Origin of the sequence: Streptomyces sp. NPDC006193, from assembly GCF_040613915.1 — a bacterium.
GTDB lineage: Bacteria > Actinomycetota > Actinomycetes > Streptomycetales > Streptomycetaceae > Streptomyces.
In genome coordinates, this window is the sequence record NZ_JBEXTB010000003.1 from 18,838 (window position 1) to 36,531 (window position 17,694).

A 17,694-nucleotide genomic window follows, 5' to 3' on the forward strand; every position below is an offset into this window, starting at 1 on the left:
CGCACGACCGTAGGCGGCCGCCCGGCCCGGGTGCCATCGGCCTGGGGTCCGTTTCCGGGGTGGGTCTGGCCCTACCCCGGGTCTCGTTCCTGCCGTACTGCGTCACCGGGGTCTTCCGCGGTTCCCTGGGACCGACGACGAACCGAGGAGCGGATCTTGGGTGGGGAACACATGAGCGACGACGCGATCCGGCTGCGCGCCGTCACCCGGCGGTACGGCTCGGGCGGCACGGCCGTCACCGCCCTCGACCGGGTGTCGCTCGCCTTCCCGAGGGGGACGTTCACCGCGGTGATGGGCCCGTCGGGGTCCGGCAAGTCGACCCTGCTGCAGTGCGCGGCGGGCCTGGACCGGCCCACCTCCGGGTCGGTCACCGTGGGCGGCACGGAGCTGACCGGGCTGAGCGAGACCGGGCTGACGCTGCTGCGCCGCGAACGCATCGGCTTCGTCTTCCAGGCGTTCAACCTGCTGCCCGCGCTGACCGCCGAGCAGAACGTGGCGCTGCCGCTGCGGCTGGCCGGGCGCCGCCCGAAGAAGGCGCAGGTGCGCGAGGTGCTCCGGCAGGTCGGACTCGGCGACCGCGCGCGGCACCGGCCGGCCGAGATGTCCGGCGGCCAGCAGCAGCGGGTCGCCCTGGCCCGCGCCCTGATCACCCGACCCGACGTGCTGTTCGGCGACGAGCCGACCGGCGCGCTCGACTCGCGGACCGGCCGCCAGGTGCTGACCCTGCTGCGCGGCATGGTCGACCGGGACGGCCAGACGGTCGTCATGGTCACCCACGACCCCGTCGCCGCCTCCTACGCCGACCGTGTCGTCTTCCTCGTCGACGGCCGTGTCAACGGCGAGTTGACCGACGCCGGCGCGGAGGACATCGCGGCGCGCATGACCAGGCTGGAGGCGGCGCCGTGCTGAGCGCCTCGCTGCGCACCCTGCGCGCCCGCTGGGCCACCTTCGCCGGCAGTTTCGTCGCCCTGTCCCTGGGCGTGGCGCTGACCGCCGTCATGGGACTGGCCCTGGCGTCCTCGCTGGACGCACCCGACCGGGGGCCGGAGCGGTTCGCCGCCGCGCCGGTCGTCGTCAAGGGCGGGGACACCCTGCGGGTGCCCACCCCGGTCGGCGACCGCGCCCAGCCGCTCGCCTTGCCGCGTGCCGTGCCCGAGGAGACGGTCGCGAAGCTGCGGCGCCTCGGCGCCGTCGTCGAGGACCGGTCGTTCGCCGTGCGGGCCCGGGGCGGGCCCGCCGATCTGGTGGGTCACCCTTGGTCCACCGCGGCCTACGCGCCCTACCGGCTCACCTCGGGACGCGCGCCCTTGGCCGCGGACGAGGTCGTCGTCAGCGGTGACTGGGCCCGCCCGGGCGCCCGGCTGCGGACCGACCGGGGCACGGTGCGCGTCGTCGGCGCCGTGGCCGCGCTCGGCTTCGAGAACGCCGTGTTCTACACCGACGCCCGCGCCGCCGAACTGTCGCCGCGCTGCCTCCAGCTGGTGGTCGACGCCGACGCGGCGGCCGTGCGCGCGGCGGTCGGCGACGGCGAGGGGGTCCGGGTCCTCACCGGGGACGCGCGCCGGTTCGCCGACGCCGACCCCGACCGGGACCGCGAGGCCCTCACCGCGATGAACGCCCTGTTCGGCACGGCCGGCGGGGTCACCGCCTTCGTGTCGGTGTTCGTGGTGGCCTCCACGTTCGCGTTCGCGGTGGCCCAGCGGCGCCGCGAGTTCGGGCTGCTGCGCACCGCCGGGGCGACCCCGGGGCAGATCCGCCGCATGGTCGTCCACGAGGGGCTCGTCGTCGGCGTGCTCGCCGCGGCGGCAGGCTGCGCGCTCGGGTCGTACGGGGCGCCGCGGCTGGCCCGGTGGGCGGCCGACGAGGGCCTCGCGCCCGGCTGGTTCACCATCGGCGACCACACCTGGCCCTACTGCGTGGCGTTCGGTGCGGGGGTGTTCGTGGCCCTGTGCGGCGTGCTGGCCGCGTCCTTCCGGGCGGGGCGCACCGGCCCGGCCGAGGCGCTGCGCGAGGCGTCCGTGGACGCCGGGGCGATGACGCCGGGCCGCCGGCTGGCCGGCGCGGCCCTGCTGATCACGGCGGCGGTGACGCTGTTCCTGGCCCTGGCGACGAACCCGGGCGAGCTGCTGCAGCGCAAGACCTATGTGAGCCGGCCGATGCTGCTGATCACCGCGGTGGCGCTGCTCGCGCCGGCGCTGGTGCGGCCGCTGACCCGGCTGATGACCTGGCTGCCGGCCCGGCTGCCGGGCGCCGGCGGGATGCTGGTGCGGGAGAACGCCGCCGCCGGGGTGCGCCGCACCGCCGCCGTCGCGGCGCCCGTACTGGTCACGGTCGCGCTGGCGGGCTCGCTGCTGGGCACCGCCGCCACCCTCGACGGGGCGCGGGCGGCCGAGGTCCGGGAGCGGACGGCCGCCGACTTCGTGGTCACCGCGGCGGGCGGCGCCGGCTTCGACGGCGCGACGCTGCGGCGGCTGGCGGCCGTGCCCGGCGCCGAGGTCTTCGCGAGCTCGCCGAGCGCCGTGTACATCCTGGAGGACGGCGTGGCGCTGGTCCGGTCCGAGGCCAGGGCGGTCGAGCCGGAGGCGCTCACGGCGACGGCCCGTCTCCCGCTCGCCGCCGGGCGGGCGGGCGATCTGGACGACGACTCGATCATCGTCAACGAGGAGTGGGAGAAGCACTCCGTGGGCGAGCGGGTGGACGTGTGGCTCGGCGACGGCACGAGGAAGTCTCTGGAGATCGTCGCGGTCATGACCGTCGGCACCGGCGACAACGGCGTCTACGTCACCCCGCGCAACGCCCCCGGTGCGCCCGTCGACCGGGTCGACGTCCGCCTCGCGGACGGCGTCGGCGCGGACGCCGTGGCCGCGGGTCTGCGCCGGGCGGTGCGGGCGTCCGGAGGCGAGGTCCTCAGCAGGGACGCCTGGGTGCGGGCGGCGTACCCCCGGACCGACCGCACCACCCGGGCCGGTCTCTTCCTGGTCCTCGGGATCGCCCTGCTCTACACGGGCATCTCGCTGGCCAACACGATGGTCATGGCGACCTCCGACCGGGTCCGCGAGCTGGCCGTGCTGCGGCTGGCCGGCGCCACCGGGCGGCAGGTGCTGCGGCTGGTGGGCGCCGAGGCGCTGACGGTGGTCGCGGTCGGCGGACTGCTGGGCGCGCTGGTCGCCGCGCTCGATCTGGCCGGTGTGTGGAGCGCCCTGCGCCTGTTGTCGGTGCGGACGTCCGTCGAGGTGCCGTGGGCACCGCTCGCGGGGGTCCTGGGCGCCTGCGCGGTGCTCGCCGTGCTCTCGTCGGTCGCTCCGGCCGCCCTCGCCCTGCGCCGCGGGGCGAGGGGACCGGGGGGCGTGCACCGGTGAACCGGTCCGGCCGGGCCGGCGGCGCGCCCCGGCCGCCGGCCCGGCCCGTGGACGGGTGCGCCGGGCGTCCGCGCCCCGCCGGAGCGGGGAGGGCGCGCATGCCCGGCGGCGGCCCGTCGGATGCGTGAGCCGTCCGGCTAGAAGACCGACTCGGCCTCGTCCATCCGGTCCTTGGGCACCGTCTTCAGCTCGGTGACCGCCTCCGCGAGCGGCACCATCACGATGTCGGTGCCGCGCAGCGCGGTCATCCTGCCGAACTCGCCGCGGTGCGCGGCCTCGACGGCGTGCCAGCCGAAGCGGGTGGCGAGGACGCGGTCGTAGGCGGTGGGGACGCCGCCGCGCTGGACGTGGCCGAGGATGACCGGCTTGGCCTCCTTGCCGAGGCGCCGCTCCAGCTCGTACGCCAGGGCGGTGCCGATGCCCTGGAAGCGCTCATGGCCGTACTGGTCGATCTCGCCCTTGCCGTAGTCCATGGTGCCCTCGGCGGGGTGGGCGCCCTCGGCGACGCAGATGACGGCGAACTTCTTGCCGCGGGCGAACCGCTCCTCGACCATCTTGACCAGGTCGGCGGGGTCGAAGGGCCGCTCGGGCAGGCAGATGCCGTGGGCGCCGGCGGCCATGCCGGACTCCAGGGCGATCCAGCCGGCGTGCCGGCCCATGACCTCCACGACCATGACCCGCTGGTGGGACTCGGCGGTGGTCTTCAGGCGGTCCATCGCCTCGGCGGCCACGGTGACGGCGGTGTCGAAGCCGAAGGTGCGGTCGGTGGAGGAGATGTCGTTGTCGATCGTCTTGGGCACGCCGACCACCGGGAGCCCGGCGTCGGACAGCATGCGGGCCGCCGTCAGGGTGCCCTCGCCGCCGATCGGGATCAGCGCGTCGATGCCGAACTCCTCGACCATGTCGGTGGCCCGCTCGCAGGCCTCCCGCAGCCGGTCCCGCTCCAGGCGGGAGGAGCCGAGTATGGTGCCGCCGCGAGCCAGGATGCCGCTGACGGCGTCCAGGTCGAGCGTGCGGTGGTGACGGCCCAGCAGACCCCGGTAGCCGTCCTCGAAACCGATGACCTCGTCGCCGTACTGGGCCACCGCCCGGTGCACGACCGACCGGATCACGGCGTTCAGGCCGGGGCAGTCGCCGCCTGCGGTGAGAACTCCGATGCGCATCGTGCTGTGTCTCCTGCTCGCTGTCGTGTGCCGGTGAGCCGGTGACGATTCTTCCACGTCCGCGGGGCGGCCGAAGCCTTGACGGGCGCCTTATCCGGCAGCAGGGGTATTGTCAAGAGGGTTCTGCTCACCTCGGTGGGCGATTTTTATGCCGCCGAGGCGAAACACGCGACAGAAGGAACGGAGTGGACACGTGACGCGCAGCGTGTACGTGACCGGGATCGACCGCGGTGACGGCCGCCAGGTCGTGGAACTGGGGGTCATGGAGCTCCTGACCCGGCAGGTCGACCGGGTGGGCGTGTTCCGTCCGCTCGTCCACGACGGCCCCGATCGCCTGTTCGAGCTACTGCGGGCCCGCTACCGCCTCGCGCAGGACCCGGCGAACGTCTACGGCATGAACTACCGCGAGGCCGCCGCCCTCCAGGCCGAGCAGGGCGCCGACGCGCTGGTTGCCGCCCTCGTGGACCGCTTCCACCAGGTGGCCCGCGACTACGACGTGGTCCTGGTCCTCGGCACCGACTTCGCCGACACCCAGCTGCCGGACGAGCTGTCCCTCAACGCCCGGCTCGCCAACGAGTTCGGCGCCCCGGTGATCCCGGTGGTGGGCGGCCGCAAGCAGTCCGCGGAGGCGGTGCTCGCCGAGACCCGCAACGCCTACCGCGCCTACGACGGCCTCGGCTGCGACGTCCTCGCCATGGTCGCCAACCGGGTCGCCCGCGAGGACCGCGACGAGATCGCCGAGCGGCTCGCGGACCGGCTGCCGGTGCCCTGCTACGTCGTGCCCGACGAGCCCGCGCTGTCCGCGCCGACGGTCGCGCAGATCGGCCAGGCCCTCGGCGCCAAGGTGCTGCTCGGCGACGACTCCGGCCTCGCGCGGGACGCGCTGGGCTTCGTCTTCGGCGGTGCGATGCTGCCGAACTTCCTGAGCGCCCTCACCCCGGGCTGCCTGGTCGTCACCCCCGGCGACCGCGCGGACCTGGTCGTCGGGTCGCTGGCCGCGCACAGCGCCGGCACCCCGCCGATCGCCGGTGTGCTGCTCACCCTGAACGAGGTGCCGAGCGAGGAGGTCCTCACCCTCGCCGCGCGTCTCGCCCCGGGCACCCCGGTCCTGTCCGTGAGCGGCAACAGCTTCCCCACCGCCGAGCAGCTGTTCTCGCTGGAGGGCAAGCTGAACGCGGCCACCCCGCGCAAGGCGGAGACCGCGCTCGGCCTGTTCGAGCGGTACGCCGACACCGCCGACCTGGCCCGCCGGGTCTCGGCGCCGAGCAGCGACCGGGTCACCCCGATGATGTTCGAGCACAAGCTGCTGGAGCAGGCCCGCGCCGACAAGCGGCGGGTGGTGCTGCCGGAGGGCACCGAGGAACGGGTGCTGCACGCGGCCGAGGTGCTGCTGCGCCGGGGCGTGTGCGACCTGACCCTGCTCGGGCCGGTGGACCAGATCCGCAAGAAGGCCGCCGACCTCGGCATCGACCTCGGCGACAGCCTGCTGATCGACCCGGCCACCTCCGAACTGCGCGACTCCTTCGCCGAGAAGTACGCGGCGCTGCGCGCCCACAAGGGCGTCACGGTGGAACTCGCCTACGACGTCGTCTCCGACGTGAACTACTTCGGCACCCTGATGGTCCAGGAGGGCCTGGCCGACGGCATGGTGTCCGGCTCGGTGCACTCCACCGCGGCCACCATCCGGCCGGCCTTCGAGATCATCAAGACCAGGCCGGACTCCTCGATCGTCTCCTCCGTGTTCTTCATGTGCCTGGCCGACAAGGTGCTGGTCTACGGCGACTGCGCGGTCAACCCGGACCCGAACGCCGAGCAGCTCGCGGACATCGCCATCCAGTCGGCGGGCACGGCCGCGCAGTTCGGGGTGGAGCCCCGGATCGCCATGCTGTCGTACTCCACGGGCACGTCCGGTTCGGGCGCCGACGTGGACAAGGTGCGCGAGGCGACCGAGCTGGCCCGCTCGCGCCGGCCGGACCTGAAGATCGAGGGGCCGATCCAGTACGACGCGGCCGTGGAGCCGTCCGTGGCCGCCACCAAGCTGCCCGGCTCCGAGGTCGCCGGCCAGGCCAGCGTGCTGATCTTCCCCGACCTCAACACCGGCAACAACACCTACAAGGCCGTGCAGCGCTCGGCCGGCGCGATCGCCGTCGGCCCGGTCCTGCAGGGTCTGCGCAAGCCGGTCAACGACCTGTCCCGGGGCGCCCTCGTCCAGGACATCGTGAACACCGTCGCCATCACGGCGATCCAGGCCCAGAACCCGAGCGAGAAGGCAACCCAGCAGTGACCTCCCCCACCCGAGTCCTCGTCCTCAACTCCGGTTCCTCGTCGGTGAAGTACCAGCTGCTGGACATGCGGGACAGCAGCCGTCTGGCGGTGGGCCTGGTCGAGCGCATCGGCGAGCAGACCTCCCGGCTCAAGCACACCTGCCTCGCCACCGGCGACACCCGTGAGCAGAACGGGCCGATCGCCGACCACGACGCCGCCCTGAAGGCGGTCGCCGGGGAGCTGGGCCGCGACGGCCTCGGCCTGGACTCCCCCGAGCTGGCCGCGATCGGTCACCGGGTGGTGCACGGCGGGATGTTCTTCACCGAGCCGACGGTCGTCGACGAGGAGGTGCTGACCGAGATCGAGCGGCTGATCCCGGTCGCCCCGCTGCACAACCCGGCCAACCTCACCGGCATCCGCACCGCCCAGGCGCTGCGCCCGGACCTGCCCCAGGTCGCCGTCTTCGACACCGCGTTCCACACCACGATGCCGGAGGCCGCGGCGCGCTACGCGATCGACCCGAAGATCGCCGACCGGCACCGCATCCGCCGCTACGGCTTCCACGGCACCTCGCACGCCTACGTCTCCCGCGAGACGGCGCGGCTGCTGGGCAAGGAGCCGTCCGAGGTGAACGTCGTCGTGCTGCACCTGGGCAACGGCGCCTCCGTCTCCGCGGTCGAGCGGGGCCGGTGCGTGGACACCTCCATGGGGCTGACGCCCTTGGAGGGGCTCGTGATGGGTACGCGTTCCGGTGACCTCGACCCGGCCGTCATCTTCCATCTGGCGCGGGTCGGCGGAATGTCCATGGACGAGATCGACACGCTCCTCAACAAGCGGAGCGGCCTGTTCGGTCTGTGCGGGGACAACGACATGCGTGAGATCCGCCGCCGGGTGGACGAGGGCGACGAAGAGGCCGCGCTCGCCTTCGACATTTACATTCACCGGATCAAGAAGTACATCGGCGCCTATTACGCCGTGCTCGGGACGGTGGACGCGGTGGCGTTCACCGCCGGTGTCGGCGAGAACGCGGCGCCCGTGCGGGAGGCGGCGGTCGCGGGCCTGGAGGGGCTGGGCCTGGCGGTCGACCCGGAGCTGAACGCCGTGCGCGCCGACCGGGCCCGGCTCATCTCGCCGCCGGACGCGCGGGTGGCGGTGGCCGTGGTGCCGACGGACGAGGAACTGGAGATCGCGACGCAGACCTACGCACTGGTCGGAAAGCACAACTGAATAGCACCTGAGCGGTGCCCTACTCATTTGTATCTTCCGCCAGACGGAATATTCCGTAGCGAAACAAACCGTTAGGATCGCCTCATGCGCCGTTCGAAAATCGTCTGTACCCTCGGCCCCGCGGTCGACTCCCACGAGATGCTCGTCGCCATGATCGAGGCGGGCATGAACGTGGCCCGGTTCAACTTCAGCCACGGCTCCCACGCCGAGCACCAGGCGCGGTACGACCGCGTCCGGGCCGCCGCGAAGGAGACCGGCCGGGCCATCGGCGTCCTCGCCGACCTCCAGGGCCCGAAGATCCGCCTGGAGACCTTCGCCGAGGGGCCGGTCGAGCTGCAGCGCGGTGACGAGTTCGTCATCACGACCGAGGACGTGCCGGGCGACAAGCACATCTGCGGCACGACGTACAAGGGGCTGCCGGGCGACGTCTCGCGCGGCGACCAGGTCCTGATCAACGACGGCAACGTCGAGCTGAAGGTCCTGGACGTCGAGGGCCCCCGGGTGCGGACGATCGTCATCGAGGGCGGTGTCGTCTCCGACCACAAGGGCATCAACCTGCCCGGCGCGGCCGTCAACGTGCCCGCGCTCAGCGACAAGGACGTCGAGGACCTGCGCTTCGCCCTCCGCATGGGCTGCGACCTGGTCGCGCTGTCCTTCGTCCGCGACGCCAAGGACGTCCAGGACGTCCACCGCGTCATGGACGAGGAGGGCCGCCGCGTCCCCGTCATCGCCAAGGTGGAGAAGCCGCAGGCGGTGGAGAACATGGAGGACGTCGTCATGGCGTTCGACGGCGTGATGGTCGCCCGCGGCGACCTCGCCGTCGAGTACCCGCTCGAGAAGGTCCCGATGGTGCAGAAGCGCCTGATCGAGCTGTGCCGGCGCAACGCCAAGCCGGTGATCGTCGCGACCCAGATGATGGAGTCGATGATCACCAACTCGCGCCCCACCCGCGCCGAGGCCTCCGACGTGGCCAACGCGATCCTGGACGGCGCCGACGCGGTCATGCTGTCGGCCGAGTCCAGCGTGGGCGCCTACCCGGTCGAGACGGTCAAGACCATGTCGAAGATCGTCACCGCGGCCGAGCAGGAGCTGCTGTCCAAGGGCCTGCAGCCGCTGGTGCCCGGCAAGAAGCCGCGCACCCAGGGCGGTTCGGTGGCCCGCGCGGCCTGCGAGATCGCCGACTTCCTCGGCGGCAAGGGCCTGATCGCCTTCACCCAGTCCGGTGACACCGCCCGCCGCCTGTCCCGCTACCGCGCCACCCAGCCGATCATCGCCTTCACCACGGACGAGGGCACCCGCAACCAGCTCGCCCTCAGCTGGGGCGTGGAGTCGCACGTGGTGCCGTTCGTGCACACCACCGACGAGATGGTCGACCTGGTGGACCAGGAGATCGCCAGGCTGGGCCGCTTCGACGCGGGCGACACGGTCATCATCACCGCCGGCTCGCCCCCCGGGGTCCCCGGCACCACCAACATGCTCCGCGTCCACCACCTCGGCGGCGGCAACTGAGCCGTCCCGCACGGGTGCCGCACGGCACGAGGGGCGCCCTCCGGCAAAGGGGGGCGCCCCTCGGCGCGTGGCGGCTGCGGAACCGGCCGGTGCGAGGGCTCAGTCGGTCGTGTACACGCGCATGCCGGGGATGTGCAGGGTGCCGCCGAACTGGGCGGCCTGGACCACCGTGACGCGGGTGAACATGATCCACGGTATGTTCAGCGGCGGCGGGTTGTCGGGGGTGAACGTCACAGGCACGAGGCCCAGCAGGTTGCCCGAGATGCTCTCGGTGTACATCGTGGTCCTGCCGCCGGTGATCGTCGACTCCGAGCCCTTGGCCGCCTGCACGTGGTAGGTCCTGCCCGACTGCTTGTCCTTCACCGTCTGGTGCAGGTCGTCGATGCGGGTGCCGCCGGAGACCACGTACTTGAGGACCTTCTTCGTGGCGCCGCTCGCCGTCCGCACCTCGACGACGCCCTGGTAGTCGGCGCCGTCCAGCGTCAGCTTGCTGGCGTCGAGGTACCAGGGGTCGTCCGCCACCAGCACCTCGTTGTCGACGCCGCCCACCCTGTCGGTCGCCGCCGGGCAGTCCTCGGCGGTGAGGGAGGCGCTCGCGGACGGACTCGCCGTGGCCGACGCGGTGGCGTCCCCGGCCTTCCCGCCGGCGTCCTTCGCCTTCTGCGCGGCCTTCATCAGCGTCCGGGTGACGTCCTCCGGCGTCCCGGGGGCCGTGCGGATGGTGTCCTCGGCCGCGCCGGCGGCCTTCTGGGCCTTCTGGGCCTTCCCGGCCTTCTCCTCGCGGGTGCCGGAAGCGCTGCCGGCGCCGGACGAGGAGGACGAGCCGGAGCCCGAGCCGGGGTCCGCGGCGCCGGAACCCGAGCCGGACGGGCCCGCGGCGGCCGGCGCCGCCGGGGAGGCGGACGCGGACGGCTCCGGGATCGCGGACGGGGTGCCGGACGTCCCCTTGCCGCCGGTGAGGATGTCGCCCACCGTGTCGCCGACGGCGTCGAGGACGTCTCCGCCGACGCCGCCGATGCGCACCGGCGCGTCCGCGGCGCCGCCGGAGCCCGTGCCCGTGCCGGAGCCCGCGCCCGTGCCCGTGCCGGAGCCCGTGTCCGTACCGGAGCCCGTGGAACCGGTGGAGCCGGAGGTCCCGGCTGGCCCGGGCGCCGTGCCGCCGGAACCCGTATCCGGCGAAACGGTCCCGCCCTGCTCCTGCGGCCGTTCCGGCTCCCGCGTCTCCTGGGGCCCCGGTTCCGGAGACTTCTGCGACTGCTGGGTCTTCGGGGACTTCTGCGTCTTCTGCGTCTGCTGCGGCTCGGCGGTCTTCGACGGCGAGGGCGAGGCGGACGTGCTCTGCGAGGCCGACGGCGACGGCGAGGCCGTGGCGTCCGGCTTCTTCGCGGAGTCGTCCAGCGCCTCGAGGCATTCCTGGTACTCGTCGGCCGTCAGGCTCTTCGCCGACGCCGACGTGCTGCTGCTGTCGGCGAGGGCGAGCGTGGACGTGACGCCCAGCCCCATCAGCACCGCCGTGGGCATCGCCACGGAGGCCATCGCCTTGCCGGCCGGCATGTGGAACCTGTTGAACAGCGGCTTCCTGGGCGCCGCGTGGCGTGGCCCGGTTCTCGCGCGGGCCCCGTCCGCGTCGGTCCCGCGGGTGACCTCGTCAGCCGGCACTGTGCCTCCCGTTCGCCCCGTTGGCCGGGCTCGTTCCTGACACGTCGTTCGCCTCACCCGGGCCGTGGGCCGTCTCGGGCGTCGTCCCTGCGGGAGCTCCGGCGCCGTCCGCCGGGACCGTCTCGGCCGGCTGCGGCGCGGACTTGTGGGGCGCCCAGGCCACCGCCATCGCCCCGCCGACCAGCGCGAGCAGGAAACCGATGATGAACCCGCCGAAGTTGGAGACCGGAATGGACACCAGCGCCAGCAGGATCGCGGCGACGCCGGAGAACACCCGCACGTGCTGCTGGAACCACAGGGTCAGGCCCAGGACGACGAGGAGCACGCCGATGATCAGGGATCCGGCTCCCGCGGTGGTCGCCATCGCCACCGTGAGCTGCCCGAAGCGGAGGTGCGCGTACGGGAAGTACATGATCGGGAAGCCGCCGAGCATGATGTACAGGCCCGCCCAGAACGGGCGGTTGCCCCGCCAGGCGCGGAACTGCTGCCTCCGGCGGGTGAACTGACCGGGGGCGACAGAAGTCTCGGCGCTCATGGAAAACAGCTCCCTGGTGCGGCGTTGCTCTGGTGAGGTGGTGCTGGGTGGAGATGTGGGCGGTGCGGCAGAGCGGGCAGGGCGGGGAAACCAGGGGCTCCCCCGCCCGTCATCGACTGCTCAGTAGCACTCGAACTTCTCGCCGCTGCCGAACGACAGGCCCATGTGCAGGTTGGACAGCTCGAAGGTGCCGGCGGTGGTCGCCCACGCCGTCTGCTTCACGCCGGTCAGCACGGCCGAGTCGGCCTGCTGGGCGAACCCGTAGGGGTTGGCCTTCTTCTGCTCGTACTCGCCGGACTTGGGCCTGGGGCCCTTGGTGACGCTGCCGGCCGCGACGCCGATGTCCATCTCACTGAACACGGCGCCTTCGGCGTCGAGGTTGGCGACGTCGATGTAGAGCTTGGACGCCTTGACGTCCTTGCCCTTGTTGCCCGCGGTCAGCTTGAGGGTGATGTCCTTGTTCAGGAACGGGATCGGCGTGACCACGGACTGGCACATGTTGGTGATCTCGGCCGTCTCGAACGCCGAGACCGCCACCGGGTGCGCCTCGTCCTTGCCGTCGAGACCCTTGCCCGAGTCGAGTGCGCCGTACTGGGAGAACTGGTGACCGACGAGTTTGTCGGCGCTCACCTTGAACTGCTGGCCCGACACGCTGAACGACGCCGCGAGCGCGCCCTGCGCCAGCGCCACGCCTATCGCGGCCGTAGCGGCGACGCTGGGCACCATGACCACAGCGAACCGTTTCCATCTGGTCCCGCCACGCACCTGGGACTCCATATTTCCTCCTTCTCGGACGTACATCTCCTGTCCCGGACTGGCCGCAGGCGGCGGCTCGACCGGGCAGGGATGGGAGAAGTGCTCCGTCCTCGGGAAGGAGAGCGCCCGCGCCCGACAGCGCCAACGGCGCCCGGATCACCGGCGATCACCCCCGAGCGACAACCACTGGTCGCGCCTGACACGCATCACGCACAACCTTGCTGGACAGGCTTCACCGGTGCGGCGAAGACCCCCCTGCCCCGGACCCGGCGCAACTGCCGCAGGGTCTGCTCGGTGGGGACCCAGAATCTCCCGTGACCCGGCCGGCTGCCGGGGTGCGGGAATGGACCGAGCGTCGCCGATCGTGGTGCATTCTCGGCCTCGGCACAAGGGGGTTCGTTACTGGCTAGTAACGGCCGGGTAACCGGGGGACGACCGACCGGTGTCGGAGGGCGACGCTCGGTGGCAGCCCAGGGCAGAGCAAAGCCGTTGATCGGTGGACGAATTCAGACAGACCAACGACCCCGATTTACTCGGAGTAACAGCGGCCGCGATTGCCAAGATTTGGCAAAGCGCGGCCGCTCGGCGCAGGACCGCCGATCTCGCCCCCCGGCACAGGCCGCCGGGAGGGTCGACAACCGGTCAGAACAGGGCGCGGGCCAGGGCCCTGCGCGCTCCGACCACCCGCGGGTCCTCGGGACCCACGACCTCGAACAGCTCCAGCAGCCGGAGCCGTACCTTGTCGCGGTCCTCGCCCGCCGTGCGCTGCACGGTGTCGATCAACCGCCCGAAGGCGTCCTCGACATGACCGCCCACCAGGTCCAGGTCGGCGGCGGCGATCTGCGCGTCGACGTCCTTGGACTTCTCGGCCGCCTCCCGGCGGACCCGCTGCGGGTCCATGCCCTGCACCCGCTGCAGCAACTCCGCCTGCGCGAGGCCGAGTTTCGCCTCCGGGTGGGCCGGGTCCTCGGCCAGCACGTTCTTGTACGCCTGGACGGCGCCGCCGAGGTCGCCCGCGTCCAGGGCCTGCGCGGCCGCGTTCAGCGCCGCGTCGTACGGCCCGGCCTGGGGCGCGGACTGCGGGGCGCCGCCCGGCTCGGCTTCCGGGTCGACGGTCAGGCCGGTCAGCCCGAAGCGCTGCTCGGCGACCTGCACCAGCTGGTCCAGGGTCTGCCGGATCTGCTGTTCGCCGGCCGCTCCCTGGAACAGCGGCAGCGCCTGGCCGGCGACGACGGCGAACACGGCCGGGATGCCCTGGATCCCGAACTGCTGCATCAGCATCTGGTTGGCGTCGACGTCGATCTTCGCGAGGAGGAAGCGCCCGTTGTACTCGACGGCCAGCCGCTCCAGGACCGGGCTCAGCTGCTTGCAGGGCTGACACCACTCGGCCCAGAAGTCGATGACGACGGGCACTTCGGCGGAGCGCTGCAGGACGTCCCGCTCGAACCCCGCCTCATCGACGTCGATGACGAGATCGGCCGGCGAGACGGCCCCCGCCCCGCCCTGCCGGGCGGCTTCGGCGCGCGCCTGCTCGGCCTTGGCCTTGGCCTCCTGGGCCGCCTTGACCGCGGCGAGGTCGACGACGCCGCTCATGGACATGTTCCGTGGCTGCATGCGTCTATCCTCCCCCGATTACGCGCCTGAACGAAAAAAAAGCGTGTGTCGGCGCCGGGTCCCCACCCCGCGCCCGTGGTCGTCGCCCGTGTGCGTCCCTCACGAGCTTTCGCTACGACTCGTAGCGTAATGCCATCGGGACGCCCTGCGACACCCCGCCCCGGTGATCTCCCTCACGGCGGTGCGGAAGGCGCCGGTTATGGTCGGAGGATGCGAAGCCGCACCCCCGCCAGCCGTCCCGGGCGCCCGCGCAGCGCCGCGGCGGACGCCGCGATCCTGGCCGCGACCCGGGAGGCACTGGTCGAACTCGGCTGGTCCGGGCTCACCCTCGGGGACGTCGCCGCACGGGCCGGAGTCGCCAAGACCACGCTCTACCGCCGCTGGGCCGGCAAGCGCGAGCTGCTGGTGGACGCGGTCGCCGAACTCTTCGACGAACTGGAGCTCCCGGACCGCGGCAGCCTGGCCGCCGACATCGAGGGCGTGGTGCTGCAGTTCGCGGCGATCCTGGCCCGCCCCGAGGCCAAGAGCGGCCTGATGGCGGCGGTCGCGGAGGCCACCCGGGACGACGCCCTGCGCGAACGCCTGCGCGCCTCCGTCGTGGACCGGCAGAAACGGCTGGTCCTGGAGGGCCGCGCCCGGGCGCAGCAACGGGGCGAACTCCCTCCGGAACCCGATCCGCGGGAGTTCGCCCGCACCGTCGACCTGATCTTCGACATGGTGGCGGGCGCGGTCGTCCACCGCACCCTGGTCAGCGGCAAGCCGGCGGACGAGGAGTGGGTCCGCAGCTTCACCCGGGTGCTGCTGCTGGGACTGACCGCGTCCGCCTGAGCCCGCTCAGAAGCCCGCGGGCTCCGTGTACACCCCCCACTCGTCCCGGAGCACCCCGCAGATCTCGCCCAGCGTGGCCTCGGCGCGCACCGCGTCCAGCATGGGCTCGATCATGTTGGCGCCGGACCGGGCCGCGGCCAGCATGCCGTCCAGCGCGGTGCGCACCGCGCCCTCGTCCCGTGCCGCCTTCCGGTCGGCGAGCGCCCGGACCTGCTCCCGCTCCACCTCGTGGCTGACCCGCAGGATCTCCAGGTCGCCGGTGACCGAGCCGGTGTGGACGTTGACGCCGACGACCTTCTTGTCGCCCTTCTCCAGCGCCTGCTGGTAGCGGAACGCCGACTCGGCGATCTCCCCGGTGAACCAGCCGTCCTCGATCCCGCGCAGGATGCCGGAGGTGATCGGCCCGATCGGGTGCCGTCCGTCCGGGTGCGCCCTCAGGCCCCGCTCCTTGATCTGCTCGAAGATCTTCTCCGCGTCGGCCTCGATCCGGTCCGTCAGCTGCTCGACGTACCAGGAACCGCCCAGCGGATCGGCCACGTTGGCGACGCCGGTCTCCTCCATCAGCACCTGCTGCGTGCGCAGCGCGATCTCCGCGGCCTGCTCGCTCGGCAGCGCGAGGGTCTCGTCCAGGGCGTTGGTGTGCAGCGAGTTGGTCCCGCCGAGCACGGCGGCGAGCGCCTCCACGGCGGTGCGCACCACGTTGTTGTACGGCTGCTGCGCGGTCAGCGAGACGCCGGCCGTCTGCGTGTGGAAGCGCAGCCACTGCGCCTTCTCGCTCTTGGCGCCGTACACGTCCCGCATCCAGCGCGCCCAGATCCGGCGCGCGGCGCGGAACTTGGCGATCTCCTCGAAGAAGTCGACGTGCGCGTCGAAGAAGAAGGACAGGCCGAGGGCGAAGACGTCGACGTCGAGCCCGCGGCTGAGCCCCAGTTCGACGTAGCCGAACCCGTCCGCGAGCGTGTAGGCCAGCTCCTGCGCGGCCGTGGCCCCGGCCTCCCGGATGTGGTAGCCGGAGACGGACAGCGGCTTGTACGCCGGGATGCCCGCGGCGCAGTACTCCATCAGGTCGCCGATCAGCCGCAGATGGGGCTCCGGCTCGAAGAGCCACTCCTTCTGGGCGATGTACTCCTTGAAGATGTCGGTCTGCAGCGTGCCGTTGAGGACCGACGGGTCCACGCCCTGCCGCTCGGCGGCGACCAGGTACATGCAGAAGACGGGCACGGCGGGGCCGCTGATGGTCATGGAGGTCGTGACGTCGCCGAGCGGGATGTCCTTGAAGAGCACCTCCATGTCGGCGGCCGAGTCGATGGCGACCCCGCAGTGCCCGACCTCGCCGAGCGAGCGGGGGTCGTCGGAGTCGCGCCCCATCAGCGTCGGCATGTCGAAGGCGACGGACAGGCCCCCGCCGCCGGCGGCGAGGATCATCTTGTACCGCTCGTTGGTCTGCTCGGCGTTGCCGAACCCGGCGAACTGCCGGATCGTCCACGTGCGCCCGCGGTAGCCGGTCGGATGGAGCCCGCGCGTGAAGGGGTACTCCCCGGGCCAGCCGATCCGTTCGAATCCCTGGTACGTGTCGCCCGGTCGGGGCCCGTACACCGGCTCCACGGGATCCCCGGAGAGCGTGGTGAAATCCGCGTCGCGCTTGCGTGCGGCGTCGTAGCGGGCCTGCCAGCGTCGGCGGCCCTCCTCGATGGCGTGAGCGTCCATACCCTCGAATTTACTTGGACGTCCTAGTAAATGTCGATGGCAGACCGCCGTACGGCGTGCGTACGGCGGTGGCGCGGAGCCCGTGCGGCGGTGGAACTCAGGCTTCGGCGGCGGCCGGGGCCCGGTCGCCGGCCCGCGCCTGCAGCTCGTGGCTGATCCTGCGCTCGACGAAGAAGGCGGCCGTGGGGACGGTGCCCGCGAGCAGCACCCACAGCTGCTTGCCGACCGGCCACTTCGCCTTGGAGCCCAGGTCGAAGGCGAAGATCAGGTACAGGACGTACAGCCAGCCGTGGGCGATGGCGACGACCCGGGTGAAGTCGGCGGCACCGCCGACGTCCAGCCCGTACTTCGCGATCATGCCCAGGCACAGCAGCACGAGCAGGACACCGGTCAGGTAGGCCATGACGCGGTAGCGGGTCAGCACGCTCTTCTTCATGGAGTCGAGCGTAACCACCCGATCCGGGAGATCTCGCCCCGGGTCACTCCTCCTCGAAGTCGTGCGCCGCGATCCGCAGCGGGCGGAGCATCGCGAAGATCTCCCGGCACTCCTCCGCGTCGTACACCCCGAGCCCGAAGTCCATGGCCATCAGGTCGCGGGTGGCCGCGTCGACCACCTCGCGGCCCTTGTCGGTGATGACGGCGAGGGTGCCGCGGCCGTCGTTGGGGTTGGGGCGCTTGGCGACCAGCCCGCTGCGCACCAGCCGGTCGACGGTGTTCGTCACGGACGTGGGGTGCACCATCAGCCGCTCGCCGATCTTGGACATGGGCAGCTCACCGGCCTTGGAGAAGGTGAGCAGCACCAGCGCCTCGTAACGGGCGAACGTCAGCCCGTACGGCTTGACCACCGCGTCCACCTCGGCGAGCAGGATCTGCTGGGCCCGCATGATCGAGGTGATCGCGGCCATGGACGGCACGTTTCCCCAGCGCTGCTTCCACAGCTCGTCGGCGCGGGCGATGGGGTCGAACGGAAGGCTGAGTGGCTTCGGCACGGCACCAGACCCTACCGGCCGGTCATATGCCGGTCAGCTCCGTCTCGGCTTTCGGTCACCGGCCGGCGTGCGGAACCCGGCCC

At 72.4% G+C, this 17,694-nt stretch carries 14 protein-coding genes; 6 read left to right on the forward strand and 8 right to left on the reverse strand.

The window, feature by feature from the left end; genetic code table 11:
- Positions 1 to 171 precede the first annotated feature (171 nt).
- Both ABZ261_RS03855 and ABZ261_RS03860 read left to right on the forward strand, forming a co-directional pair.
- A complete protein-coding gene (locus ABZ261_RS03855; RefSeq protein WP_356854974.1) occupies positions 172 to 909 on the forward strand; it encodes an ABC transporter ATP-binding protein in 738 nt (245 codons plus the stop codon).
- Positions 903 to 3,359 (forward strand): ABC transporter permease, encoded by a 2,457-nt coding sequence (locus ABZ261_RS03860; protein WP_356854975.1) that lies wholly within the window; start codon positions 903 to 905, stop codon positions 3,357 to 3,359. The genes ABZ261_RS03855 and ABZ261_RS03860 overlap by 7 nt, the downstream gene beginning before the upstream one ends.
- Positions 3,360 to 3,496: 137 nt before the next feature.
- Here the strand turns inward: ABZ261_RS03860 and ABZ261_RS03865 are convergent, their stop codons facing one another.
- The gene (locus ABZ261_RS03865) at positions 3,497 to 4,522 is read right to left on the reverse strand and encodes an ATP-dependent 6-phosphofructokinase (protein ID WP_356854976.1); all 1,026 of its coding nucleotides are present in this window, start codon (positions 4,520 to 4,522) and stop codon (positions 3,497 to 3,499) included.
- Between the two features lie 193 nt (positions 4,523 to 4,715).
- Here ABZ261_RS03865 and pta point away from each other — a divergent pair, with 193 nt between their 5' ends.
- The 3 genes from pta to pyk all read left to right on the forward strand — a co-directional run bounded on the left by pta (position 4,716) and on the right by pyk (position 9,523).
- A complete protein-coding gene (pta, locus tag ABZ261_RS03870) occupies positions 4,716 to 6,806 on the forward strand; it encodes a phosphate acetyltransferase (protein ID WP_356854977.1) in 2,091 nt (696 codons plus the stop codon).
- The gene (locus ABZ261_RS03875) at positions 6,803 to 8,014 is read left to right on the forward strand and encodes an acetate kinase (protein ID WP_356854978.1); all 1,212 of its coding nucleotides are present in this window, start codon (positions 6,803 to 6,805) and stop codon (positions 8,012 to 8,014) included. Before pta ends, ABZ261_RS03875 begins: the two co-directional genes overlap by 4 nt.
- An 84-nt stretch (positions 8,015 to 8,098) precedes the next feature.
- Positions 8,099 to 9,523, forward strand: a complete 1,425-nt coding sequence (gene pyk, locus ABZ261_RS03880; protein ID WP_356854979.1) for a pyruvate kinase — start codon at positions 8,099 to 8,101, stop codon at positions 9,521 to 9,523.
- Positions 9,524 to 9,622: 99 nt separating this feature from the next.
- On the opposite strand, the gene ABZ261_RS03885 is transcribed toward pyk, so the two are convergent.
- The 4 genes from ABZ261_RS03885 to ABZ261_RS03900 all read right to left on the reverse strand — a co-directional run bounded on the left by ABZ261_RS03885 (position 9,623) and on the right by ABZ261_RS03900 (position 14,087).
- The gene (locus tag ABZ261_RS03885) at positions 9,623 to 11,077 is read right to left on the reverse strand and encodes a hypothetical protein (protein ID WP_356854980.1); all 1,455 of its coding nucleotides are present in this window, start codon (positions 11,075 to 11,077) and stop codon (positions 9,623 to 9,625) included.
- A gap of 94 nt (positions 11,078 to 11,171) precedes the next feature.
- On the reverse strand, positions 11,172 to 11,717 hold the full coding sequence (locus ABZ261_RS03890; protein WP_356854981.1) for a DUF6114 domain-containing protein: 546 nt from the start codon (positions 11,715 to 11,717) through the stop codon (positions 11,172 to 11,174).
- 120 nt (positions 11,718 to 11,837) lie between these two features.
- A complete protein-coding gene (locus ABZ261_RS03895) occupies positions 11,838 to 12,494 on the reverse strand; it encodes a DUF6230 family protein (protein WP_356854982.1) in 657 nt (218 codons plus the stop codon).
- Between the two features lie 621 nt (positions 12,495 to 13,115).
- The gene (locus tag ABZ261_RS03900) at positions 13,116 to 14,087 is read right to left on the reverse strand and encodes a tetratricopeptide repeat protein (RefSeq protein WP_356854983.1); all 972 of its coding nucleotides are present in this window, start codon (positions 14,085 to 14,087) and stop codon (positions 13,116 to 13,118) included.
- 210 nt (positions 14,088 to 14,297) lie between these two features.
- On the opposite strand from ABZ261_RS03900, the gene ABZ261_RS03905 reads away from it, so the two are divergent.
- Positions 14,298 to 14,915 carry a TetR/AcrR family transcriptional regulator gene (locus ABZ261_RS03905; RefSeq protein WP_356854984.1) on the forward strand — a complete coding sequence of 206 codons (618 nt, stop codon included), beginning with the start codon at positions 14,298 to 14,300 and terminating at the stop codon, positions 14,913 to 14,915.
- Between the two features lie 6 nt (positions 14,916 to 14,921).
- On the opposite strand, the gene ABZ261_RS03910 is transcribed toward ABZ261_RS03905, so the two are convergent.
- The 3 genes from ABZ261_RS03910 to ABZ261_RS03920 all read right to left on the reverse strand — a co-directional run bounded on the left by ABZ261_RS03910 (position 14,922) and on the right by ABZ261_RS03920 (position 17,611).
- Complete coding sequence (locus ABZ261_RS03910) at positions 14,922 to 16,622, reverse strand: methylmalonyl-CoA mutase family protein (RefSeq protein ID WP_356854985.1); 1,701 nt, start codon at positions 16,620 to 16,622, stop codon at positions 14,922 to 14,924.
- A 97-nt stretch (positions 16,623 to 16,719) separates the two neighbouring features.
- Positions 16,720 to 17,058, reverse strand: coding sequence for a DUF3817 domain-containing protein (locus tag ABZ261_RS03915; RefSeq protein ID WP_356854986.1), 339 nt, complete (start codon positions 17,056 to 17,058; stop codon positions 16,720 to 16,722).
- 43 nt (positions 17,059 to 17,101) lie between these two features.
- Positions 17,102 to 17,611 carry a MarR family transcriptional regulator gene (locus tag ABZ261_RS03920; RefSeq protein WP_356854987.1) on the reverse strand — a complete coding sequence of 170 codons (510 nt, stop codon included), beginning with the start codon at positions 17,609 to 17,611 and terminating at the stop codon, positions 17,102 to 17,104.
- Positions 17,612 to 17,694 lie beyond the last annotated feature (83 nt).